Source organism: Corticimicrobacter populi (genome assembly GCF_003123725.1).
Lineage (GTDB): Bacteria > Pseudomonadota > Gammaproteobacteria > Burkholderiales > Burkholderiaceae_B > Corticimicrobacter > Corticimicrobacter populi.
The window spans coordinates 445,187-467,215 of sequence record NZ_QETA01000002.1; the positions used below are offsets into that span (position 1 = coordinate 445,187).

General features: G+C 61.3%; 22 protein-coding genes. 19 read left to right on the plus strand and 3 right to left on the minus strand.

Annotated features, from left to right (window positions below):
• Positions 1 to 26 precede the first annotated feature (26 nt).
• A complete protein-coding gene (locus DD235_RS07345) occupies positions 27 to 815 on the plus strand; it encodes a GNAT family N-acetyltransferase (RefSeq protein ID WP_109061388.1) in 789 nt (262 codons plus the stop codon).
• A gap of 82 nt (positions 816 to 897) precedes the next feature.
• Here DD235_RS07345 and ppx read toward each other — a convergent pair whose 3' ends face one another.
• Complete coding sequence (gene ppx, locus DD235_RS07350) at positions 898 to 2,391, minus strand: exopolyphosphatase (protein ID WP_109061389.1); 1,494 nt, start codon at positions 2,389 to 2,391, stop codon at positions 898 to 900.
• 165 nt (positions 2,392 to 2,556) lie between these two features.
• On the opposite strand from ppx, the gene ppk1 reads away from it, so the two are divergent.
• From ppk1 to pstB, 5 genes are all read left to right on the plus strand, one after another.
• Positions 2,557 to 4,632, plus strand: coding sequence for a polyphosphate kinase 1 (gene ppk1, locus DD235_RS07355; protein WP_109061529.1), 2,076 nt, complete (start codon positions 2,557 to 2,559; stop codon positions 4,630 to 4,632).
• A 140-nt stretch (positions 4,633 to 4,772) separates the two neighbouring features.
• Positions 4,773 to 5,816 carry a phosphate ABC transporter substrate-binding protein PstS gene (pstS, locus tag DD235_RS07360; RefSeq protein WP_109061390.1) on the plus strand — a complete coding sequence of 348 codons (1,044 nt, stop codon included), beginning with the start codon at positions 4,773 to 4,775 and terminating at the stop codon, positions 5,814 to 5,816.
• Positions 5,817 to 5,945: 129 nt separating this feature from the next.
• Entirely contained in the window at positions 5,946 to 6,884 is a 939-nt protein-coding gene (pstC, locus tag DD235_RS07365) for a phosphate ABC transporter permease subunit PstC (protein ID WP_109061530.1), read from the plus strand.
• Between the two features lie 20 nt (positions 6,885 to 6,904).
• Positions 6,905 to 7,768: a phosphate ABC transporter permease PstA gene (pstA, locus tag DD235_RS07370; RefSeq protein WP_109061391.1), complete on the plus strand. Its 864-nt coding sequence runs from the start codon at positions 6,905 to 6,907 to the stop codon at positions 7,766 to 7,768.
• 9 nt (positions 7,769 to 7,777) lie between these two features.
• A complete protein-coding gene (gene pstB, locus DD235_RS07375) occupies positions 7,778 to 8,557 on the plus strand; it encodes a phosphate ABC transporter ATP-binding protein PstB (protein WP_109061392.1) in 780 nt (259 codons plus the stop codon).
• 94 nt (positions 8,558 to 8,651) lie between these two features.
• Here the strand turns inward: pstB and DD235_RS07380 are convergent, their stop codons facing one another.
• On the minus strand, positions 8,652 to 9,557 hold the full coding sequence (locus DD235_RS07380; protein WP_109061393.1) for an MBL fold metallo-hydrolase: 906 nt from the start codon (positions 9,555 to 9,557) through the stop codon (positions 8,652 to 8,654).
• Between the two features lie 55 nt (positions 9,558 to 9,612).
• Entirely contained in the window at positions 9,613 to 10,251 is a 639-nt protein-coding gene (locus DD235_RS07385) for a DsbA family protein (protein WP_109061394.1), read from the minus strand.
• Between the two features lie 84 nt (positions 10,252 to 10,335).
• Here DD235_RS07385 and DD235_RS07390 point away from each other — a divergent pair, with 84 nt between their 5' ends.
• The 13 genes from DD235_RS07390 (at position 10,336) to DD235_RS07450 (ending at position 21,996) form a co-directional block, all read left to right on the plus strand.
• Positions 10,336 to 11,265, plus strand: coding sequence for a LysR family transcriptional regulator (locus DD235_RS07390; protein WP_109061395.1), 930 nt, complete (start codon positions 10,336 to 10,338; stop codon positions 11,263 to 11,265).
• A gap of 355 nt (positions 11,266 to 11,620) precedes the next feature.
• Positions 11,621 to 11,806, plus strand: coding sequence for a Flp family type IVb pilin (locus DD235_RS07395; RefSeq protein ID WP_109061396.1), 186 nt, complete (start codon positions 11,621 to 11,623; stop codon positions 11,804 to 11,806).
• Positions 11,807 to 11,827: 21 nt separating this feature from the next.
• A complete protein-coding gene (locus DD235_RS07400) occupies positions 11,828 to 12,316 on the plus strand; it encodes an A24 family peptidase (RefSeq protein WP_109061397.1) in 489 nt (162 codons plus the stop codon).
• A 71-nt stretch (positions 12,317 to 12,387) separates the two neighbouring features.
• Positions 12,388 to 13,305, plus strand: coding sequence for a Flp pilus assembly protein CpaB (gene cpaB, locus DD235_RS07405; protein WP_109061398.1), 918 nt, complete (start codon positions 12,388 to 12,390; stop codon positions 13,303 to 13,305).
• A gap of 18 nt (positions 13,306 to 13,323) precedes the next feature.
• Positions 13,324 to 14,685: a type II and III secretion system protein family protein gene (locus DD235_RS07410; RefSeq protein WP_162300431.1), complete on the plus strand. Its 1,362-nt coding sequence runs from the start codon at positions 13,324 to 13,326 to the stop codon at positions 14,683 to 14,685.
• Between the two features lie 21 nt (positions 14,686 to 14,706).
• The gene (locus tag DD235_RS07415) at positions 14,707 to 15,117 is read left to right on the plus strand and encodes a CpaD family pilus assembly lipoprotein (RefSeq protein WP_109061531.1); all 411 of its coding nucleotides are present in this window, start codon (positions 14,707 to 14,709) and stop codon (positions 15,115 to 15,117) included.
• Positions 15,118 to 15,135: 18 nt separating this feature from the next.
• Complete coding sequence (locus tag DD235_RS07420) at positions 15,136 to 16,344, plus strand: CpaE/TadZ family protein (protein ID WP_109061400.1); 1,209 nt, start codon at positions 15,136 to 15,138, stop codon at positions 16,342 to 16,344.
• Positions 16,341 to 17,849, plus strand: coding sequence for a TadA family conjugal transfer-associated ATPase (locus tag DD235_RS07425; RefSeq protein WP_109061401.1), 1,509 nt, complete (start codon positions 16,341 to 16,343; stop codon positions 17,847 to 17,849). Before DD235_RS07420 ends, DD235_RS07425 begins: the two co-directional genes overlap by 4 nt.
• Complete coding sequence (locus tag DD235_RS07430; RefSeq protein ID WP_109061402.1) at positions 17,846 to 18,829, plus strand: type II secretion system F family protein; 984 nt, start codon at positions 17,846 to 17,848, stop codon at positions 18,827 to 18,829. Before DD235_RS07425 ends, DD235_RS07430 begins: the two co-directional genes overlap by 4 nt.
• Before the next feature lie 4 nt (positions 18,830 to 18,833).
• A complete protein-coding gene (locus DD235_RS07435; protein ID WP_109061403.1) occupies positions 18,834 to 19,781 on the plus strand; it encodes a type II secretion system F family protein in 948 nt (315 codons plus the stop codon).
• 22 nt (positions 19,782 to 19,803) lie between these two features.
• Positions 19,804 to 20,829, plus strand: a complete 1,026-nt coding sequence (locus tag DD235_RS07440; protein ID WP_162300432.1) for a tetratricopeptide repeat protein — start codon at positions 19,804 to 19,806, stop codon at positions 20,827 to 20,829.
• Between the two features lie 5 nt (positions 20,830 to 20,834).
• Positions 20,835 to 21,326 carry a TadE/TadG family type IV pilus assembly protein gene (locus DD235_RS07445; protein WP_162300433.1) on the plus strand — a complete coding sequence of 164 codons (492 nt, stop codon included), beginning with the start codon at positions 20,835 to 20,837 and terminating at the stop codon, positions 21,324 to 21,326.
• 13 nt (positions 21,327 to 21,339) lie between these two features.
• Entirely contained in the window at positions 21,340 to 21,996 is a 657-nt protein-coding gene (locus tag DD235_RS07450) for a TadE/TadG family type IV pilus assembly protein (protein WP_162300434.1), read from the plus strand.
• The last annotated feature ends 33 nt before the right edge of the window (positions 21,997 to 22,029 follow it).

A 22,029-nucleotide genomic window follows, 5' to 3' on the forward strand; every position in this document is an offset into this window, starting at 1 on the left:
ACTTATCGTTTCAGGAGACTTGGGCAATGCTTGAACTGGTGCATATGGATGCAGGAAAGCAGATGTCAACTCATTTGGCGGTCAGCCCGGCAGCGGGCCTGACCGTTGGACTGGCGCGTTCGCCGGGCGAAGTCGAACAGGCTCAGCGTCTGCGATTCAGGGTCTACAGCGAGGAACTGGGTGTCCGCTTCCCGGATGGGCATCGTGGTATCGATGTGGATTACTTCGACCAATGGTGCGAGCACTTGCTGGTGCGTGAGGTCGATACGGGTCGCGTGGTAGGCACCTACCGTATTCTGACGCCCGAAAAGGCCCGTGAGGCAGGGCGTTACTATTCGGAATCCGAGTTCGATCTGGCAGGCCTGAGCAGCATTCGCCACGAATTGGTCGAGTTTGGCCGGTCATGCACGGATCCTGAATACCGCAACGGTGGCGTGATCATGCAACTCTGGTCGGGGTTGACCAAGTTCCTGTACCTGCGTGGCTATCGCTATGCTTTTGGCTGCGCCAGTGTCAGCCTGCGCGATGATGGCGTGACGGCCGCCGAGGTCTGGCGCACCGTCCAGCCACATGTGGATCGTTGCTTGCCACTGACGGTGCAGCCGTTGCATCGCTATCCCTTCGAAAAGCTCGACAGCAATCTGCCTGCGCGCATTCCTGCCCTGATCAAGGGATATCTGAAAGTGGGAGCCAAGGTGTGCGGCGAACCCGCCTGGGATCCTGATTTCAATGCAGCCGATTTTCCCGTGATGCTGTGTCTTGATGAGATGACGGCACGTTATCGGCGTCATTTTGGACTGCCTGATGTGAACTGATCGCTGATCCTGGGCAGCGCAGTGAGTGCCGACATGACAAAGGCCCGCCATGATGCGGGCCTTGTTGCGTCTTGACCTGAGGTCAGCGCGCCATGATCTCGAAGTCGAAGCCGGCCTTGCGCCATTCCTCTTCTTCGGCCTGCAGGTTGTATTCGGTGAGCGGGTGCGCATCCAGCCAGTCGCGCTGGAGGCGGATGATGATGGATTGTTTCCTGACCGACAGCGACAGGGGCAGGTCGTCGAGGTCGGCACGGCCGCGATGCAGCAGTACGGCCAGACGCAGGCACAGGATGGCAGGCCATTCAGGTTGCTTGATGATCGGTGTGCCGGCCCGGTTCAGCTTGCCGTAGTGGGCCAGCGTGATGGCAGCCAGGCGGTCCTGGTCATCCTGTGAGAAACCGGGCATGTCGGCGTTGTCGAGGACATACGCGGTGTGCTTGGCGTAGCCGTTGTGGGCGATGGACAGGCCGATTTCATGCAGGTCGGCGGCCCAGCCAAGTGCCGTGGCCATTTCCTGGCGATCCGAGCTGCCGTCGTCGGGACGGATCTGGTCGAAAAAGGACAGGGCGGTCTTGCGTACCCGTGCCGCCTGGGCGACATCGACGTGGTAGCGCGCCATGAACTGACGTACTGATTCATCGCGCTTGTCGCTGGCGGCATCGCGCCCCAGCAGGTCGTGCAGGACCCCCAGGCGCAGGGCACCGTCGCCGGTCTGCATGGTGTCGATGCCGAGCGCCTCGAAGACCGCCAGCATGATGGCCAGGCCACCGGGCAGCACATCAGCACGTTCCAGCTTGATGCCGGGCAGTTCAGCCGCGATGACGCGGCCATCGGCAATCAGCTTTTTCCGGAGCTTTTCCATGCCGTCGCGGGTGATGGCCTGTTTGGCAAAGCCCGATTCGGTCAGGATGGCGTACAGCGCCTTGCTGGTGCCCGAAGAGCCGTAGGCTTCCTGCCAGCCGGTCTGGCGGTAGGGGCGGGCAATGGATTCCAGTTCGTTGAGCGCGGCCAACTGGGCCAGTTTCATCTGGTGGGCATCAATGGCACCGCCTGGAAAGAACTGGCGGCTGTAGCTGACACAGCCCATGTAAAGCGAGGTCATCTGGCGCGGCTCGTATTGCTGACCGATGATGAGTTCGGTCGAGCCGCCGCCGATGTCCACCACCAGACGGTTGGCTTCGCTGGGGGGCAGGGTATGTGCCACGCCCGAGAAGATCAGGCGGGCCTCTTCGCGGCCCGAGATGACTTCGATCGGAAAACCGAGCGCAGCTTCGGCGCGCGGCAGCAGATCACCGATATTGCGGGCGATGCGGAAGGTGTTGGTCGCCACCACGCGCACGCGGGCCGGCGGGAAGTTGCGGATGCGTTCGCCAAAGCGCTGCAGTACGGAAACGGCCCGCTCGATGGTCGGGGCGTCGAGTCGGCGCTGGCTGTCGAGACCAGCGGCCAGCCGCACGGTTTCCTTGAGCCGGTCGATCTGGTAGATCTGGGGGACGCCGTCGCGTTGTACGACCCGTCCGATCGAGAGGCGGAAACTGTTGGAACCGAGGTCGACGGCAGCGAGAAGATTTTCCATGCGTATATCTGTGGCGCAAAGTGGGTCCGAAGTGGATTATACGGAAAATGCCGATTTGCCTTGTGGCCGGCTCTTGGCTTTGATGTGTGGCTCTGGCATGATGTATTGTCATCGTCCTGTCATGGTTCGATGGTAAAAAATAATGCTTTCGAATGGGTTGGCACAATGACCTCTGACGCAGCTTCACCGTTGTTCCTCAATCGGGAATTGTCCCTCCTCAAGTTCAACGAGCGGGTTCTGGCTCTGGCGGAGTCACCCGATACCCCGCTGCTCGAGCGACTGCGCTATGTGTGCATCGTCAGTTCCAACCTGGACGAGTTCTTCGAGATCCGGGTCTCCACCCTCAAGGAACAGCAGCGCCAGAAGTCGCAGACCCGCGGGCCGGATGGCCAGCTTCCCTCGGAAACCTTCGGGCAGGTCACGGCTGCCGTGCAGGCGCTGGTGGCACGCAAGTATTCCGTGCTCTATGAGCGCATCCTGCCCCGACTCAAGGAAGAGGGCATCGTGCTGCCGCTGGCGTCCGAATGGAATGAGGCGCAGCAGGCCTGGGCGCTAGAGGTGTTCCGCCGCGAGGTGATGCCGCTGCTTACGCCCATCGGCCTCAGTCCCGGGCACCCTTTCCCCCGTGTATTCAACAAGAGCCTCAATTTCATCGTGCCGTTGCAGGGGCGTGATGCTTTCGGGCGCAAGGCTTCGATTGCTATCGTGTCGGCACCGCGTGCCTTGCCGCGCCTGATTCGCATGCCGGACGATGTCAGCGGCCAGCCGCATGGTTTTGTGCTGCTGACCTCGCTGATCCGGGCCTTCGTGGGCGAACTGTTTCCCGGCATCGCGGTGCAGGGGTGTTTCCAGTGGCGCGTCACGCGCAATAGTGATCTGTTCGTCGACGATGAGGAAATCACCAACCTGCGGCTGGCCCTGCAGGGCGAACTGTCGCAGCGCAACTTCGGCGCAGCGGTGCGGCTCGAGATCGATGCGCAGATGCCCTATGAACTCGAAACCTTCCTGCAGCGGGAATTCAGCCTGGCACCCATCGATACCTACCGGATCAATGGTCCGGTCAATCTGTCGCGGCTGATGCAGCTCTGCAATTCGGTGGATCGCCCCGATCTGCTGTATTCGACCTATCATGCGCCGGTGCCGGAGCCGTTCAAGCATGTGGTTGGCAAGCCCGATGAGCTGTTCGCCGCGATTGCGGCACGCGACCAGTTGTTGCATCATCCTTACCAGTCATTTCGTCCGGTGATCGATTTCCTGACGGCTGCGGCAGCGGATCCCAAGGTCGTGGCGATCAAGCAGACCATCTACCGGACCGGCGAGGATTCCGAGCTGATGCAGTTGCTGCTGGCAGCGGCGCGAGCCGGCAAGGAAGTCATCGTGGTGGTCGAACTGATGGCGCGTTTCGACGAGCAGACTAACATCAACTGGGCAGCGCGTCTGGAAGAGGTCGGAGCGCATGTGGTCTATGGCGTGGTCGGGCACAAGACTCACGCCAAGATGGCACTGGTGCTGCGCCGTGAAAACGGCGAACTTCGACGCTACGGCCATCTGGGAACGGGCAATTACCATCCCAGCACGGCGCGCCTGTATACCGACTTCGGTCTGCTCACGGCCAATCCCGATCTGTGCGAAGACATGGACAAGGTGTTTTCGCAGCTGACGGGCCTGGGCATGCGGCGTTCGCTCAAGGCGCTGCTGCAGGCACCGTTCACGTTGCACGAAACCATTGTCGAAATGGTTCGGCGCGAGGCCGAGCATGCCCGCCAGGGCAAGCGGGCTCGCATCATGGCCAAGATGAATTCGTTGCTGGAGCCTTCGATCATCGAGGAGCTTTACAAGGCCAGCCAGGCGGGCGTCAAGATCGACCTCGTGGTGCGCGGGCTGTGCACGCTGCGCGCCGGCGTGCCGGGTCTGTCCGAGAATATCCGGGTGCGTTCCATCGTCGGCCGTTTCCTGGAGCATTCGCGGGTTTTCTATTTTCTCGATGGCGGCAAGGAAAATGTTTATCTGTCCTCGGCCGACTGGATGGACCGCAATTTCTTCCGCCGGGTTGAGGTGGCGTTTCCGGTGCTCGACAAGACGCTCAAGCGTCGGGTCATTTCGGAGGCCTTCACCTATGCGTTGCGGGACAACACGCTGGCCTGGGTGCAAAAGCCGGGTGGCGACTACCAGCGCGTGCGCAGCCGGGGCAAGCCCTTCAGCCTGCATGGTCAACTGATGCAAAAACTGGGTGGTGCATAGGCCCGCCGGCCATGAGCAGTCATGCGTCGTAAAAGCGTCGCATGACTGTCATAGTGTTGTCATGTTCGGGTTCTAAGATGCCGTCATCGTGGTAATCAAATGTGATCGCCTCGTTCAACCGCTATCAAAGGAACCCTGAAATGTTCAAGCGAGTTTTCAAGCAGATTTCCGTGGGTGTGGCCCTGGCCGCCGTCGCGGTCGGCGCGCAGGCCGCTACCGTGACCGGTGCCGGTGCATCGTTCCCGTACCCGATCTATGCCAAGTGGGCTTCCGACTTCCGTGCCGCGAGCGGCAACGCGGTCAATTACCAGTCCATCGGTTCGGGCGGCGGTCAGCAACAGATCATCGCCAATACGGTTGACTTCGGCGCTTCCGACGATCCCCTCAATGCCCAGAAGCTGAGCGAAAACAATCTGCTGCAGTTCCCGGCCGTGATCGGTGGTGCTGTGCCCGTCGTCAACATCCAGGGCGTGCAGCCGGGCCAACTGCGCCTGACCGGTGCCGTGCTGGCCGATATCTACCTGGGCAAGGTCAAGCGCTGGAACGATCCGGCCATCGCCGGCCTGAACAGCGGTGTTACGCTGCCTGACGCCGACATCGTGGTGGTGCACCGTTCGGACGGTTCGGGCACGACCTTCCTGTGGACCAACTACCTGTCGAAGGTGTCGGCCGACTGGAAGACGCAGGTAGGTGAAGGCAAGGCCGTGAAGTGGCCCACCGGCCAGGGCGGCAAGGGTAACGAAGGCGTCGCCGCCTACGTCGGCCAACTGGCCAACTCGATCGGCTACGTCGAGTACGCCTACGCCAAGCAGAACAACCTGTCCTGGACCCAGTTGCAGAACCGCGAAGGCCAGTACGTGCAACCTTCGAGCGAAGCCTTCGCTGCGGCTGCCGCCAACGCCGACTGGAACAGCGCACCGGGCATGGGTGTGGTGCTGACCGACGAACCGGGTGCTGCTTCCTGGCCCGTGACTGCCGCCACCTTCATCCTGATGCAGAAGGTGCAGCAGCGTCCGGAACAGGGCAAGATCGTTCTGGAGTTCTTCGACTGGGCCTTCAAGAACGGTGGCGAAGCTGCCAACAGCCTGGACTACGTACCGTTGCCCCAGGCCGTGACCGACCAGATCCGTGCCCTGTGGGCCTCCGAGCTGAAGGACAGCAACGGTCAGGCCATCTGGAAGTAATCATCGGGCCACATGATGCCGCCGCCCTCCGTGCGGCGGTATCATTCTCCCGGTAGCCAGGGCGCCGCCCGCCGACAGCATCGCGGGCCGCGCCTTTCGGTTTTTGTCATCACTGGTACGGCAATCTTCATGATGAAATCCTCGAATGCCCTGATGGATACGGGGTTCAAGAACCTGACCCGGTTCTTCGCCTTCTTCGTCTTCATCCTGCTCGCGGCGATCATGGTCTCGCTGATTTTCGGCAGCCGTGAGACCCTGTCCAAGTATGGACTGTCTTTCCTCTGGACCAACGAATGGGATCCGGTCAACGAGCAGTACGGCGCGCTGGTGCCGATCGTGGGGACGCTGTTGACCTCCATGATCGCCCTGATCGTTGCCGTGCCCGTTTCGTTCGGGATTGCCATGTTCCTGACCGAGCTGTCTCCTGCCTGGCTGCGTCGCCCGCTGGGTACGGCCATCGAGATGCTGGCAGCCATTCCGTCCATCATCTACGGGATGTGGGGCCTGTTCGTATTCGTGCCGATCTTCCAGCGCTACGTGCAGCCGACGCTGATCGATACGTTTGGCAGCCTGCCGCTGATCGGTAGCTTTTTCTCGGGCCCGCCGTTCGGGATCGGTATCTTCACGGCAGGACTGATCCTGTCGATCATGATCATCCCGTTCATCGCCGCTGTGATGCGCGATGTGTTCGAACTGGTGCCGCCGCTGCTCAAGGAGTCGGCCTATGGCCTGGGCAGTACCACCTGGGAAGTGATGTGGCGTGTAGTCCTGCCGTTCACCAAGACCGGTGTGATCGGCGGCATCATGCTGGGGCTGGGGCGTGCGCTGGGCGAAACCATGGCGGTGACCTTTGTCATCGGCAATGCCTTCCGCCTGCCTGAGTCGCTGTTTGCGCCGGGCAATTCGATCGCTTCGGCACTTGCCAACGAATTCAATGAGGCCGGTGGCCTGCAGAAATCGGCGCTGATCGAACTGGGCCTGATCCTATTCCTGATCACCACCGTTGTGCTGGCCTGCTCCAAGGTGCTGTTGCTGCGCCTGTCCAAGAGCGAAGGCACCAAGACCTGAGCGCGCAGAAGGAATCACACATGTCTTCGAGTATTGCTGAGTTTGGCCGCCAGAATACGCTGTACAAGCGGCGCAACATCGTCAACCGGATCATGCTGGTGCTGTCGATGGCCACTCTGGCCTTCGGTCTGTTCTGGTTGTTCTGGATCATTCTGACCCTGCTGATGAAGGGCGGCGGCGCGCTGTCGCTGACGTTGTTCACACAGGAAACCCCACCCCCCGGACAGGCCGGTGGCCTGATGAATGCCATCATGGGCAGCGTGATGATGGCTGGCGTGGGTACGCTGATCGGTACGCCGATCGGTATCCTGGCCGGTACCTACCTGGCCGAGTATGGCCAGCGTGGCTGGCTGGCACCGGCCACGCGATTCCTGAACGATGTGCTGCTGTCGGCACCGTCCATCGTGATCGGTCTGTTCATCTATGCGGTCTATGTGGCTCAGGTTGGACATTACTCGGGCTGGGCCGGTGCGGTGGCGCTGTCCATCCTGGTGATTCCCGTGGTGGTGCGCACCACTGACAACATGCTGCTGCTGGTACCAAACAGCCTGCGCGAGGCGACTGCCGCGCTGGGTTGCCCCAAGTGGCGCATGATCGTGCTGGTCTGCTATCGCGCCGCCAAGTCCGGCATCATCACCGGCGTATTGCTGGCCATTGCCCGTATTGCCGGTGAAACTGCACCGCTGCTGTTTACCGCCCTGTCCAACCAGTTCATGTCGTGGGACATGAACGCGCCCATGGCCAACCTGCCCGTGGTGATCTATCAGTACGCCGCCAGCCCCTTCCCGGACTGGAACCGCCTGGCCTGGGCCGGCGCGGCGCTGATTACGCTGCTGGTGCTGGGGATCAATATCCTGGCCCGCTCCATGTTCCGCAAACAATAAGGATCCGTCATGAAAACCGCTGAGATCATCCAGTCGAAACCCAAGCTGGAAGTGAAGAATCTCAATTTCTTCTATGGCAAGTTCCATGCGATCCGCAATGTGAACATGTCCATCATGGAAAACAAGGTCACGGCCTTCATCGGACCGTCGGGTTGCGGCAAGTCCACGCTGTTGCGTACTTTCAACCGCATGTTCGAACTGTATCCCGGCCAGCGTGCCGAGGGCGAAATCCTGCTCGACGGTGAGAATCTGCTGACCACCAAGACCGATATTTCACTGATCCGCGCCAAGGTCGGCATGGTATTCCAGAAGCCTACGCCATTCCCCATGAGTATCTACGACAACATCGCCTTTGGCGTGCGTCTGTTCGAGAAACTCAGCAGAGGCGAGATGGACGAGCGTGTCGAGTGGGCACTGTCCAAGGCAGCGCTCTGGAACGAGGTCAAGGACAAGCTGCACCAGAGCGGCAACAGCCTGTCCGGTGGGCAACAGCAGCGTCTGTGTATTGCGCGTGGCGTGGCGATCAAGCCCGAAGTGTTGCTGCTTGATGAGCCGTGTTCGGCGCTGGATCCGATCTCGACCGCCAAGATCGAGGAGCTGATTGCCGAACTCAAGCATGAATACACCGTGGTCATCGTGACCCACAACATGCAGCAGGCGGCGCGCTGTTCCGACTATACGGCCTATATGTACCTGGGCGAACTGATGGAGTATGGCGAGACTGACCAGATCTTCGTCAAGCCGGCCCGCAAGGAAACCGAGGACTACATCACTGGCCGCTTCGGTTGAGTGATTGTGCCGCCCTGCCTGCAGGCAGGGCAGTGGAAAAAGCGTCGGCCCCCGTATTGGAGTCCGACGCTTTTTCATGGTTGCTGACGCGGTGTCAGCCCCACTTCATCTCGCCCTTGGCGACTTTCGCGCCAATCTCCAGCGCGGGGGCCAGGCCGGCATCGGGATAACGCTGCTTCATGGCGGCAATCAGGGCCGCGCTGTCGGCAGCCTTGGCCAGCTCTTCCTCGAATGCGAGCAGATAGTCGCGTGTGTAGCTGACGGCCGCTGCATCAGTCGTGCCTTGATCCCCCAGGTGCCCCGGTACGACAACGGATGGCTGACGGGCCAGGATGGCGTCGAGGTTGCGAATCCAGGCAGCGCGGGCTTCCGGGGTCGCCGTGTCGGCCGTCCAGACGTGCAGTCCGGAAAAGATCATCACGCCACCGAATACCGCCTGCAGCGATGGGACCCACAGGTAGCGACGGTTGCCCAGGCCTTCGGCCGGGACGATCTCGATCACGTTGCCCTCGAGCTCCAGCGTGGGGCCGTCGAATGCTTCCGGGAAAACGATGTCCGACAGTTGCTGCGGACCGTTTTCCTTGAGCTGCGGGCCCCACACGGCCAGTTTCTTTTCGACATTGCCACGGATGGCGGCAATGGTGTCACTGGCGGCAATGACCCTGGCGGCGGGAAAGGCTTCCTTGATAGGGCCCAGGCTGAAATAGTAGTCAGGGTCGCTCTGGCTGATGTAGATGGTGGTCAGGTTCTTGCCGGAGGCTTTGATGGCTTCGGCAACTGCACGGCCATCGGGCAGGGAAAAGCCGCCATCGATCAGGATGGCATCGTGGTTGCCGGACAGCAGCACGGGGGCGCGGAAAAAGCCGCGCTCACCTGCCGGAAAATGTTGCCACTGAAGAGGGGCGGGTGCCGCCAGCGCGGCGCTGCTGCTGCCGACGATACCGGTTGCAAGGGTAAAGGCCAGTGTCTGGCGAATGAAGTCTCTGCGGGTAATGGACATGACGGATGCCTGTGGTCTGGAAGTGATGGTGTGGATGGGGTGGGGCAATGAGGCGTCAGGCCGTTGCCAGTTGATGGGCAAATGCTTGCGGGTTCGTATACGCTTCGCTGGTATCGATGGTGTACAACTGGTTGTCCATGTTGACGGCCAGGGAGGGCACGCCACGCGCACCCAGTTGCTGCATCAATGAGCGGGCCTGTTCGACACGCGCCAGATTGTGTGCCTGCAAGTTTTCATCTGATGCTGTAAGCAATGTCGCTGCGGTACCGAGGCCCTGCGCCTGCAGCACGGTGACCAATACGTCTGTGCGAGTCGTGTCCAGACCGTCGATGTAACGTGTCTGCTGAATGGCTTGCAGGGCATCCAGCTCGCGCTCTGGCTGCGCAAGATGCACAGCGGTCAGCGCCAGGGTGGCGGGACCGCTGTCAAAACGCAGGCCGGCCGTTTCCAGGATCTGGCTGCGGTAGCGCTCCGTGAAGCGCTGACCGGTCAGACTTGCGATGCGCTGATCGTTGCGCCATGCGTAGGTCGCGAATTCGCTGTCCATCGGACGTGCTCCCGCCCCGGAAAACAGCCCGCTGGGATGCATCTGCAGCGTGATGCCCGTTTGGGCTTGCAAAGCCTGCAAGGCGGGCAATGCGCCGTAGCACCAGCCGCAGAGTGGGTCGTAGATGTAGTGGATGGTTCTGGACATGTTCCGCTTCCTGATGGGTTCGTGATGTGGACATATTAAGGATGGATGCTTGAGATAAAAATATAGGTGTATTAAATTCAATGTATGTCAAAAGCAAACATTGATGGCAAAGCAGGACTCGGCGATCTGGCCAATCTCAAGCGACTGGCCTATTTCGCGGCGGTCGTCGAAACCGGCTCGTTCACGGCGGCAGCCGATCGCCTGGGCATCACCAAGGCCGTGGTCAGCCAGCAGGTGGCTCGACTGGAGCGCGAGTTCAGGGCTGCGCTGCTGACACGCACCACGCGCAAAGTGCAGCCGACCGAGGCCGGGCAGGCTTTTTACCAGCGCTGTGCCCGGATCCTGCGCGAGGCGGGCGAAGCATTCGATGAGCTGGGTGAGGTGGCAGCAGAGCCATCCGGTACGCTGCGTCTCACGTCGCCGCTCGACTATGGCATCACGGCTGTGGTGCCGGCAATTGCAGAGTATGTGCGCCGTTTCCCTCAGTGCAAGGTTGATGCGGTACTCAGTGATCAGTCGCTGGATCTGGTGTCCGGGCAGATCGAGGTGGCGATTCGGGTGGGCTGGTTGAAGGAGCAACACCTGCAGGCGCGCCGGATCGGCAGTTTCCGACAACTGCTGGTGGCGGCTCCGGGCTGGCAGGCACGCGTTGCCCGAGTGCGTGATCCGGCCGGGCTGGAGGCATTGCCTTTCGTTGCCAACACGCTGTTGCGCGAGCCGGCACGCTGGTCGTTCGCCGGTCCGCAAGGTGCCGAATGCAGTGTATCGATGCAGGCCGTGATTTCTCTGGATGCCACGCTGGCCGTGGTAGAGGCGGTACGTCAGGGGGTGGGGCTGTCTGTACTGCCCGATTTTGCGATTCGCGATGATCTGGCTGCGGGGCGTCTGATCCAGGTGTTGCCCGAATGGAGGCTACCCGATGGCGGGATCCACGCCGTGTTCCCGTCCGCTCGTTTTCGCCCGGCCAAGGTGCGGGCTTTTGTCGACTTGCTGGTAGAGCGGCAACGCGGTTGACTCTGAGCGCGCATCCTCACGCACCCTCAGAATAATGTCCCGATATATTGAGCACAGTGATCGCCTTTTTGCTAAGACAATAGTCTGAGAAATATATTTTTCCTATTTTAACGATAGGTACGGGTTACTACTTAGTATATTTCAATAGTGTTTTCATGAAAGACTTATTTTTTGTAGGGCTGAATTTCTGAGAATGTTGATCGGAATCAATAAATACTGTGTCAATAAAGATTCTGCGTTGATATGCTTTGCACCGTTGTGAAGCATTTGATTACGACGGGTGCATAATTTTTGCAGAATGTCCTGATCAGTGCTTGCCTTTATATCACGAATGAAATTTTCATAGGAGAAGGTAATGCGCAAACTCTTGAATGCATTGAAGCGTGATGAGCGCGGTGTGTCGGCTCTGGAGTACGCCATTCTGGCCGGGGTGATCGTGGCGGCGGTGGTGGCAGGTGTGGGGATGTTTGGCGAAAAGATTGAAGCTGGTTTCAAAAATCTCGGCGATCAGGTTGATACTGCTACTCAACCCAAGAAGTAAGTCTGTGGCTTGAGTGGGAACATGATAGCGGCTGTCCTGGCAGGATGCGCGCTGTCCCTGTTGCTCTTGCTGGCACGTACTGATCTGCGGCAGCGGCGTCTGCCCAATGTCCTGGTACTGACTTATGCCGCATTTTTCCTGCCCTGGGCCTGGCTGCATGGCTTGAGTTGGGCACAGGCGGGACTGCATCTGATGGTGGGGGTGGTTGGCTTTTTGGTACTGCTTCTGCTGTTTGCTGTCCGTTGCATGGGGGGTGGGGATGTCAAGCTGGGCGCTGCCGTGCTCTTCTGGGCGGGGCCGCTCAAGATGTTGCCCGTCATTGCCGTCGTCGCGTGGACAGGCGCATTGATCGGTATTCTGGGCTGGCTGTGCGATCGCTACGCAGCCTTGTATATGAAAAATGGCAGATCACTGGCCGGCAAGTGTGTGCTGCATGCATTGTCGGCTCGGCGCGGCGTCCCCTACGGGGTGGCGCTGGCAGCGGGCGGCCTGTGCGCACTCTGGTCTTGACGGGATGCCGACTGCGGTACGTCGGATCCGGATTCTGCAATGGAGGATGCGATGCGTGGAGATAATCTTCTATGTCATCGGTGCTGAAGTTCGCCCTGATTCTGCTGGCGGCAGCCATGCTGGCCGTGATGGGACGGATGTGGTTCATCAACAGTAGCCAGCCTGTCGCCGTCGAAGCGCCTGATGTGTCGGTATTGATTGCGGCGGCCGATCTGCCGGCTGGCCTGCTGTTGCGCGACAGTGATTTTGCCTGGCAGGCCTATCCGCGTTCGCGCATTCCTTCTGGAGCCCTGGTGCAGGGCAGTACCGAAGCTGATTTGAGAGGGGCTTTGCTGCGTCATCGCGTGGCAGCAGATCGCGTGCTGCTGGTCAGCGATGTGATCCGTGCCGATACGCCGGGTTTTCTGGCGGCGGCGCTCAAGCCGGGCATGCGGGCGGTATCCGTGCCGGTGGATGATGTGTCCGGCAATGCCGGTCTGATTCAGCCGGGCGATTATGTGGACATGATCCTGACACAGAGCCTGACTCGTGGTGATGCTGAACGGCGGGGCCAGCGCCAGGTGGTCAGTGAAACCGTGGTCGAGCACGCCCGCATTATTGCGGTGGGGTCGAGTTTTCAGCGCCAGTCCGACGGCAACCAGCCGATCCGGGCCCGTACCGTGACCATTGAGGTGGCTCCGCGCGCGGCCGAGGCTGTCACCGTGGCCGCCCAACTGGGCAGCCTGTCAATGGCGCTGCGCAGTTTTGCCATCGAAGATCGCACGGTCGTACCGGAGGGAACTGCGGGGAGCGATGCGGCCGTGGTGGCCTGGGAGGCTGTGACCGGACCCGTGCCGGAGGGGCCGGTCTGGGGCGGAGATGTCTCCAGGGCTCTGGGCAGCCAGGATGAGGAAACCAGTGCTGTAGCGCTGTCTGCCGTACCACGCCGAGTGGTGATTATGCGCGGCAACCAGATACAGGAACAGGAGCTGGGCATTTCTGCCCGTTGAACTGCGATGGGAACAATGATGACCTTCAGGGGATATGCGGCGGCGAGCAGTCTGCTCACTGCTGCGGCAGCATTGGCGTGGCCGGTTCCGGTGCAGGCGCGTGCCGAAACGGCCGTGTCCGTTGGCGATAGTCAGTTGCTGCAGGTCGCGGGTGATATTGCCACGGTATTCGTGGCGGATCCCGAGATCGCCGATGTGCAGGTGCCCGGCCCGGGGGCGGTGCTGGTGCTGGGCCGCAAGGCGGGTACCACGGCGCTGTATGTGCTGGATGCCGGTGGCCGCCGGTTGGCGGAGCGTCGCATTGTCGTGCGCCACAATGTAGATGAACTGCAGGGGATTTTGCGCCAGCGCTTTCCTGCGCTACGGCTGACGTTGGAGTCTGCGCCGGGCTCCATGATGGTCAAGGGTAGCGTGCCGGATGCCGAGACGGCCGAGGCTATTGCCCGTACGGTCCAGCCCTACCTGGGTGAGAAGGAGCAGGTGATCAACCGGGTGGCGATCAGCAGTCCGACCCAGGTCTACCTGCAGGTGCGGGTGACCGAAGTATCCAAGTCGGTCACGCAAAAGCTGGGGGTGAACTGGCAGGCACTGGCCACGCCGGGACGCTTTACCTGGGGGCTGATCAATGGTCGCGACTTTTTGCAGGACGTCGATGGCGTGCCGACCTACATGATGGCGGCAGATGGCAGCTATTCGTTCCTGGGCGGTTATTCCAAGAATGGCAATTCGGTGCAGGCGATGATTGATGCGCTGGACAAGGAAGGGCTGGTCAGCGTGTTGGCCGAACCCAACCTGACGGCCGTGTCGGGCCAGACGGCCAGTTTTCTGGCCGGCGGTGAATTTCCTGTACCGGTCAAGCAGGACAAGGACACCATGACAGTCGAGTTCAAGCCCTTTGGCGTGGCGCTGGATTTTACGCCGACGGTGCTGTCCGATGACCGCATCAGCATCAAGGTGCGCCCGGAAATCAGTGAAATCGATCCCAACAGCAGCATTGTCATGGACGGTCTGTCCATTCCGGGTCTGACGGTACGGCGCGTCGAGACAACGGTCGAGATGGCCAGCGGCCAGAGTTTCGCCATCGGCGGCCTGCTGCAGAACAATGTGCGCGACGTGCTCAGCAAGGTGCCTGGGCTGGGATCGTTGCCGATACTGGGCAAGCTTTTTTCCTCGTCGGAATACCAGAACAACAAGACCGAGCTGGTGGTGATTGTGACCCCATACCTGGTGCGGCCGACCGGTCCCGATCAGTTGACCACGCCGCTGGCCAGCATGCGGGCCAATACGGATATCGAATATGTGTTGCAGGAGCGGATCGGTTTCGATCCCCTGTCCGGGACAGTGCCGCGCCTGACGGGCTCTGCAGGTTTCGTCTATTGAGGCATGGGAGCGAATCGCATCATGAATCTGACAATGAACATGGCACGACGTGGCGTGCCGATTCTTTTCGGCGCATCGCTCCTGCTGCTGGCCGGCTGCACTTTTCCTGAACGGGACTATGGCTTCATGCCGGACAACCGGGTGATCCGGGTCGAACAAGGGGCGCAGGGCTGGAAGGCCAGTCCTCCTGACTGTGAATTGCTGTATCCGGCCCGTCGCCGGCTGGCACACGACGACCGGCCGCAGGTTGCATTCGGCTGTGCGACTTATACCAATCTGGCAGCCAGTGTGGCACGTCCGCAGGATCTGGTGCAGCCGGCCGAATACGGCGGTGCTCAGACCGATGCTGCCACGCTGGCGGTGCAGCGTTATCGCGAGAACGAGGTGGAACCGTTGCGCGAAACCGATTCCATGTCCAAGACCGGCAACTAGACACGAGGGAGAGCGGACATGGCAGGGTTGGTAGACAAGGACCGGGATGATCTGCGTAATATCACGTTTGCCGCATTCGTCAAGGATGCCGACAGCGAAGAGGAACTGGGACGTTATCTCAAGACCGGTACGCTGACCGATACCCGCGTGGGTCGAGGCGATATCGATGCCGCCATCGCCTGGTTGCAGAAGGCGGGACGTTCGCCTCAGCGCCTGCTGGTTGATATCGCCGGATCGAGTGCGCCACTGGATGAGCTTGACCGATTGGCCAACGCCTGCGAACCATCGGTGCAGGTCTATGTGGTGGGGGATCGCAATGATGTCGGTCTTTACCGCAATCTGCTGATGCGTGGCGTGCAGGATTATCTGGTCAAGCCGCTCAATGCCGAGTTGCTGCGCCGTGCCCTTGATGACAGTGACAGCGGGGCCGTGCGCAAAGGGCGACATGGCAAGGCGATTGCCGTCATGGGTACGCGTGGCGGCGTAGGTGCGACCTCGATTGCGGCCCATCTGGCCCGTGACCTGGCTGCAGGCGGGGCGCGGCGCCGGGTTGTCTATATGGATCTGAATGCCCATGATGGCTGCGGTGCCAGTCTGCTGGGCATGGCGGGCGGCAACGCCCTGGCCGAAGTGATCGGCAATGTCAGCCGCCTGGATCCCCAGTACCTGGAGCGGACCCTGGCGACGACGGACAACCGACTATATGTACTGGCTTCGGAACTGGCCTATGCCGATGAGTTCGTGCCGGCTCCTGGTGTGCTGGGTGATGTGCTGGATACACTGTGCCAGTATTTCCACTATGTCGTGATCGATGTGCCATCCTGCGGTAGCGCATTGGCCAACGAGGCCATTGCGCACGCCGGCCTGGCCTGTGTAGTGGCAGACCTGTCGGTGCATTCGGCGCGGACGCTGGTGAGGATGGTGCGTCACATCGAGGCGCGACCGCATCCGCCAACCGTCTACAGCGTGCTCAATCAAACCCAGCCTTCCCTGCAGGGGCGTGTTTTGCCCAAGGATTTCCTGGCAGCGGTTGAACTGCCGGTACAGGTGCAGATTGGTTATGACCCGAAAACCACGGCATTGGCCGAAAACCTGGGTGAGCCGCTGGCCGGGCAGGGGCCGTTTGCCGCAGGCGTGCGTACATTGTCCAGCCTGGTGACAGGCGAGGCGGTGCGTCAGGCCAAGACGGTCTGGTGGCAGCGTGTGCTGCACAGGGGGCCGGTATGAGTTTTGGACGCAAACCTGTTATTGCTCCGGCTGAGCCACAGTCGCCGAATGTGGCAATGCCTGTTTCTCCGGCTACAGTACCCGTGCCGGCCGTCGGGGAGGTGACATCTGTTGCTGCCCCCATGCCGGTGTCTGTATCTGTCGCATCGCCCAGGCAGGTCGAGGCAGGGCGGCCGCCTGCTGCCCAGATATCCGCCCAGCCTGTGGCGGCTGTGCGCAGCCGTCCCCGGCAGACGGACGCCAATGTCGTGCGTTCCGAATACTATGCCCGTATCCGCCAGGCAGTATTTGCCACGATCGATGTCTCGGCCGCCCTGAATCGGACGCGTGACGAGGTGGCGCTCGAGGTCGATACCATCATTGCCGAGTCGGTACTGGCCGAAAATCTGCCCGTCACCCAGTCCGAGCAGCGTCTGATGGGGCGCGAGATACTGAACGACATGTTTGGCGTCGGCCCGATCGAGCCGCTGCTGCAGGATGATACCGTGTCCGACATCATGGTCAACGGGCCGGACCAGATCTATGTGGAACGTTTCGGCAAGCTGGAACTGACCTCTCTCAAGTTTCGCGACAATGCTCATGTCATCAATGTGGCACAGCGCATTGCCTCCTCGGTTGGTCGGCGCGTGGATGAAAGCAGCCCGATGGTGGATGCCCGGCTGGCCGATGGCAGTCGCGTCAATGTGATCCTGCCGCCACTGGCCATCGATGGGGCCTCGATCTCGATCCGCAAGTTTTCGCGCAAGGATCTGACCCTGCAGCGTCTGGCTGCGCGCGGCAGCATGTCGCCGAGCATGGCCCGTGTGCTCGAAATTGCCGGTGCCTGCCGGCTCAACATCATCGTCTCGGGCGGGACCGGGTCGGGCAAGACCACGTTGCTCAATGCTCTGTCGCGGTTCATTTCGGAAGATGAACGGGTCGTGACCATCGAGGATGCAGCGGAGTTGCAATTGCAGCAACCCCATGTGGTACGGCTGGAAACCCGGCCGGCCAATCTGGAGGGGACAGGCGCGATCACGCAGAACGATCTGGTGCGCAATGCTTTGCGGATGCGTCCCGACCGCATCATCCTGGGTGAAACGCGAGGAGCCGAGGCGCTGGATGTGCTGCAGGCGATGAATACCGGCCATGACGGTTCGATGACGACGCTGCACGCCAACAATCCGCGCGACGCCCTGATCCGGCTGGAAAGCATGGTGATGATGGCCAACGGCAACCTGCCGCTCTATTCCATCCGACGCCAGATCGCCAGCGCCGTGAATCTGCTGGTGCAGGCCGAGCGGATGCGCGATGGGACCCGGCGCGTGACCAGCATCGTCGAGCTGGCCGGCATGGAAGGCGATGTGATCGTGACCCAGGAGCTTTTTCGCTTCAGTTACGACACCAGTGGTTATGACGATGAGGTCAAGGGATCATACGACAGCAGTGGCATGCGTCCGATCTTTGCCGACCGGGCCCGCTACTACGGGATGGAAACTGCGCTGCTGGAGGCGATGCGGCCATGAGTACTACGGATGTGCTGACACTGTTTGTTTTCATGGCCAGTGTGCTGGCGGGTCTGGCCTTCCTGGTGCTGGGCGATGCGTTGCGGCAGCGGGCCGGACACCGGATCCGGGCGCGCTTGCGTGCCTCGGTCGGTGTGTCGCGCAATCTGGCGCGCCAGAAAATCCTGGCCGATCTCGAGCGGGCGCAGAGCGAGGCGCGTCGTCGGCGTCGGCGTCAGGCCATGGGCAGTCTGGGCTATTACCTGAACCGGCTGGACACGGTGGGGCTGGGCAAGGGGAGCCGCAATGTCCTGCTGGCCATGGGCGCGGCGGCCATGCTGGCTTTGCTGGGGCTGATGCTGGGGATTCTGCCGTTGTCGTGGTGGTCGTGGCCGCTGGCATTGGGCGGCGTGCCGCTGCTGGCCGGCTGGCTGGCCTATCACAAGATGCTGGAACGGTTCGAACATGGTTTCCTGGGGCAGTTGCCGGATGCCATGGACATGATTGTGCGCGCCAGTCAGGCGGGGGTGCCGGTCAATCAGTCGATCCGCAATATCGGTGAACATTTCAGTGCGCCCCTGGGGCCTGAGTTTCGAAAGGTTGGTGACAGCTTGCTGTTGGGTAACGATCTGCAGGAAGTGCTCGACGAAGCGGTGCTGCGTATCGAGCTGCCGGATTTCTCGTTCTTCTCGGTTTGCCTGTCTCTGCAGCGCGATACCGGCGGTTCGCTGGTCGAGGCGCTGGAAAACCTGGCCGGCGTGATCCGGGCGCGACGCGATCTGCGGCTCAAGGCCAAAGCGATGACGGCCGAAGGGCGCTTGTCCGGCATGATCCTGGCGGCCTTGCCATTCGTGATTGGGGCCACGCTGTTTGCCTCCAGCCCGGACTACATCCGTATCCTGTTCGAGACCGATACCGGTCATAGCTTGCTGGGCGTGGCCGGGGTCATGCTGACAATCGGTGTGTTGTCGATCCGCAAGCTGGCCAAGCTGGAGGTATAGCACGATGATGACGGCGCTGTTGCCCTGGCTGGATGCCCTGCCGATTCTGCTGGCGCTGGCGGGTGTGGGCCTGTATCTGTATGGGCGCGCCGGAGTGCGGGCTCGGCTGGCCGAGCGCGCACGAACGGAAGTGCAGCGCCAGGGTATGCAGCAGCAGGGACGGCGTGGGCAGGTGCGCCAGTCACTGTCGGAGCGCATTGCACGGTTGTTGCGCTGGCTGGGCCGACAGGCACCCATGCTCAGTGCGGCGCAACGATCGGAAACCCTCACCAAGCTGGTCGCGGCGGGTTTTCGCAGTCCGCAGGCGCTGGTCACCATCATGGCGCTGTCGCTGATTTCGGTGCTGATGCTGGCATTGCTGCCGGTGCTGTTTGTCTGGCCAGTGCTGGATGACCAGGTGGTTTTCAAGGCTCTGTCCTGCCTGATGGGTGTCTACCTGGGCAGCCTGCTGCCGCGCGTGATTCTGGATCGGCTGGTGGCACAAAGGCAGCAGGCCATCCAGCAAAGTTTGCCTGATGCACTGGATCTGCTGGTGATCTGCACCAATGCCGGTCTTGGACTCAACAGTGCCCTGCAGCGGGTGGCCGATGAACTGGAAATCGTCTATCCGGCCCTGTCCGATGAACTCAAACTGACCGCCAGCGAACTGAAAATCAGCAGCGACATGGAGGCCGTGCTCAAGGGGCTGGCACAGCGTACCCAGCTCGAAGCCGTGCGTACCCTGGTGACGACGCTGTTGCAGTCGCGTCAGTATGGGACGGCCATTACCCAGGCGTTGCGCATTCTGGCGCGCACGGAGCGTACGGCCCGCATGATGCGGCTTGAAGAGGCTGCTGCCAAGCTGTCGGTCAAGATTACCCTGCCCATGATGCTGTTCATCCTGCCCACGGTACTGATCGTGGCGGCTGGGCCAGCGGTGCTGGGCCTGATGCAATTTTTTGCGACGCAGTGAGTGAGAGAGGAACGGTATGAGCATGAGGACGAACCTGAATCTGCCAAGGACGGGCGTGATCCTGTGCCTGGCACTGGCTGCGCTGCTGTCCGGTTGTACCGGGCTGCGTCCGCATGACGGCGTGCGTCCGGCCGAGACGGTCTACGACGAGGCCACGCTGCAGGCCAGTGATCTGAGAATTGCAGAAAGCGCGTTGCAAAGCGGCGATCTCAGCGTGGCCATGTCGGTCTATCGGCGACTGGTGCAGGCTCACCCCGGGCAGGCCATTGTCTGGATGGGGCTGGGCGATGCGCATTTCCTGGGGGGAGAATTGGAGGCAGCACGCCAGGCATATCTCAAGGCCGGCGAGTTGCGCCCGGACATGCTGGAACCCCAGTTGGGCCAGGCACGGATCGCCTTGCGCCAGCGCCGGCTGGAGGAAGCGACCGAGCGTTTTCAGGCCATCCTGATGGGCATGCCCGATCATCCCCTGGCCCTGGCCGGGCTCGGGGTGGCGCAGGATCTGGCCGGCAGGGCGGCACAGGCCCAGGCCATCTATCGCCAGGGGTTGCGGGCGCATCCGGACAACACGGCATTGCGTACCAATCTGGGGCTGTCACTGGCCCTCAATGGCCAACCCCGCGAGGCCATCAACATCCTGCTGGGGGCAACCGGGCTGTCCGGGCCGTTACCCCAGGAGCGCGACAACCTGGCCCTGGCCTATGGCCTGATGGGGCGTGAAGATGCCGCCGAAGATATTCTGGCCAGCTATCAGCCCGCCGGTGTGGTGCAGGACAATCTGGCTTTCTATCGTTATCTGCGTCAGCAACTGGAACAGCGTAGCGTACCGGCAGCAGCCCCGTCGCAGCAGACTGCACCTGTCGTGACGCCTCGTGCAGCGGTGGAACCTGCCGTGCCGGTTGTTGCAGTCCAGGTATTGCCCGTGGATGCCGGGCGTATGCCCGCGTCTGTGCCGGCAGGCAGTATGCCGCGCACGGGCTGGGCGTCGGGTGAGCATGGGCGGCTGGTGGCAGGCCGTCCCGATGCCAGCGGCGCGGTCATGCAATGAGTGCCATGCCTGTCCGCAGTCGCACTTGCCTGAAACGCCTGCTCGGGGACCGGCGCGGTCTGGCCGCGCTTGAGTATGCGCTGGTGGCCCCGTTGCTGATGGCCGTCCTGATCTTTTCCATCGAAATGATCGTGATGATGATGGCTGATGCCAGCCTGGAGACGGCGGCCAACCGCGTGGCGCGCCTGGGCAAGCTGGGCATCCAGGGAGACTGCCAGGAAGCTGTGCAGCGTGTGATGCGCGAGACACTGTCCAACTGGGTGGCCGGCGATGCCGAGCTGCGTGCCGATGTCAAGCGCTACACCCCGGGCGCGGACAACGGGTTTGGTGATATTGATGATGAAAACTACCAGCCGGTTTGCGATGCCGGAGAGCGGGGCGATATGGTGATCTATCGCCTGGGATTCGACCGAGCCGGCCTGAGCGGTGTGCTGGACTGGTTCGGCATCCGCCTGTTCAGGTTCGAACGGGTGGTGCTGATCCAGAATGAGCCCTGACGGAAGCGTGGACATGCAACCCTGGTCAAAAAAAATTTCCATGCTCGTGCAGCGTTGCCGCATTGCGCTGCGGCCTGTGATCCTGGGGCAGCGCGGGGCTGTTTCCATCGAGGCCGCGCTGGTGATTCCCCTGATGGTGTTCATTATCATCGGCTCTTTTGAGCTGTATCAGTATTTCAGGGCGGCCTCCGTGTTGGATCGCGCGGCCTTTACCGTGGCCAATGGTGTGGCCATGCAGCGTGGATTGAAGGATCAGGGACGTTGTGCGGATACCGATGATGTCTGTGCCTATGGCGCAATCATGACCGACCTGATGACGCCGCTCAATTATCGGGCACATGGACGAATGGTCATCAGCCTGTATGTGGCCGAGGATAAAGGCAAGGGTGCCGCCTGGAAAAATGCGCCGCAGTGGCGCCGGACCTATGCCGGTGACAGCTATGGGGGCACAGTGGCCAGCAGGCTGACACCGCCAGACGGTTTTCCCCAGCCCATGACAAAACCAGTGGTGGCAGGCGAGGTCGACAGTGTGGTGGTGGTCGAGACCTTCCTGGATTTCGAACCGTTTGCCATCAGCGGTGCCTTCTGGCAGGCACTGGGCGGCAAGCGGCTTCTGGAAAGCCGGGCGTTCTATCGGCCGCGCTTTGCGGATTTGAGTACATTGCAATAACCCTGCTCGCACAAGTGCTGGCACAGGAGAGCG

What these genes read in the sequence shown, in the direction of transcription:
- DD235_RS07345 (WP_109061388.1), top strand. Translation starts at nt 27, where the DNA reads ATGCTTGAACTGGTGCATATGGATGCAGGAAAGCAGATGTCAACTCAT.
- ppx (WP_109061389.1), bottom strand. Translation starts at nt 2,391, where the DNA reads ATGGAAAATCTTCTCGCTGCCGTCGACCTCGGTTCCAACAGTTTCCGC.
- ppk1 (WP_109061529.1), top strand. Translation starts at nt 2,557, where the DNA reads ATGACCTCTGACGCAGCTTCACCGTTGTTCCTCAATCGGGAATTGTCC.
- pstS (WP_109061390.1), top strand. Translation starts at nt 4,773, where the DNA reads ATGTTCAAGCGAGTTTTCAAGCAGATTTCCGTGGGTGTGGCCCTGGCC.
- pstC (WP_109061530.1), top strand. Translation starts at nt 5,946, where the DNA reads ATGATGAAATCCTCGAATGCCCTGATGGATACGGGGTTCAAGAACCTG.
- pstA (WP_109061391.1), top strand. Translation starts at nt 6,905, where the DNA reads ATGTCTTCGAGTATTGCTGAGTTTGGCCGCCAGAATACGCTGTACAAG.
- pstB (WP_109061392.1), top strand. Translation starts at nt 7,778, where the DNA reads ATGAAAACCGCTGAGATCATCCAGTCGAAACCCAAGCTGGAAGTGAAG.
- DD235_RS07380 (WP_109061393.1), bottom strand. Translation starts at nt 9,557, where the DNA reads ATGTCCATTACCCGCAGAGACTTCATTCGCCAGACACTGGCCTTTACC.
- DD235_RS07385 (WP_109061394.1), bottom strand. Translation starts at nt 10,251, where the DNA reads ATGTCCAGAACCATCCACTACATCTACGACCCACTCTGCGGCTGGTGC.
- DD235_RS07390 (WP_109061395.1), top strand. Translation starts at nt 10,336, where the DNA reads ATGTCAAAAGCAAACATTGATGGCAAAGCAGGACTCGGCGATCTGGCC.
- DD235_RS07395 (WP_109061396.1), top strand. Translation starts at nt 11,621, where the DNA reads ATGCGCAAACTCTTGAATGCATTGAAGCGTGATGAGCGCGGTGTGTCG.
- DD235_RS07400 (WP_109061397.1), top strand. Translation starts at nt 11,828, where the DNA reads ATGATAGCGGCTGTCCTGGCAGGATGCGCGCTGTCCCTGTTGCTCTTG.
- cpaB (WP_109061398.1), top strand. Translation starts at nt 12,388, where the DNA reads ATGTCATCGGTGCTGAAGTTCGCCCTGATTCTGCTGGCGGCAGCCATG.
- DD235_RS07410 (WP_162300431.1), top strand. Translation starts at nt 13,324, where the DNA reads ATGACCTTCAGGGGATATGCGGCGGCGAGCAGTCTGCTCACTGCTGCG.
- DD235_RS07415 (WP_109061531.1), top strand. Translation starts at nt 14,707, where the DNA reads ATGAATCTGACAATGAACATGGCACGACGTGGCGTGCCGATTCTTTTC.
- DD235_RS07420 (WP_109061400.1), top strand. Translation starts at nt 15,136, where the DNA reads ATGGCAGGGTTGGTAGACAAGGACCGGGATGATCTGCGTAATATCACG.
- DD235_RS07425 (WP_109061401.1), top strand. Translation starts at nt 16,341, where the DNA reads ATGAGTTTTGGACGCAAACCTGTTATTGCTCCGGCTGAGCCACAGTCG.
- DD235_RS07430 (WP_109061402.1), top strand. Translation starts at nt 17,846, where the DNA reads ATGAGTACTACGGATGTGCTGACACTGTTTGTTTTCATGGCCAGTGTG.
- DD235_RS07435 (WP_109061403.1), top strand. Translation starts at nt 18,834, where the DNA reads ATGATGACGGCGCTGTTGCCCTGGCTGGATGCCCTGCCGATTCTGCTG.
- DD235_RS07440 (WP_162300432.1), top strand. Translation starts at nt 19,804, where the DNA reads ATGAGGACGAACCTGAATCTGCCAAGGACGGGCGTGATCCTGTGCCTG.
- DD235_RS07445 (WP_162300433.1), top strand. Translation starts at nt 20,835, where the DNA reads ATGCCTGTCCGCAGTCGCACTTGCCTGAAACGCCTGCTCGGGGACCGG.
- DD235_RS07450 (WP_162300434.1), top strand. Translation starts at nt 21,340, where the DNA reads ATGCAACCCTGGTCAAAAAAAATTTCCATGCTCGTGCAGCGTTGCCGC.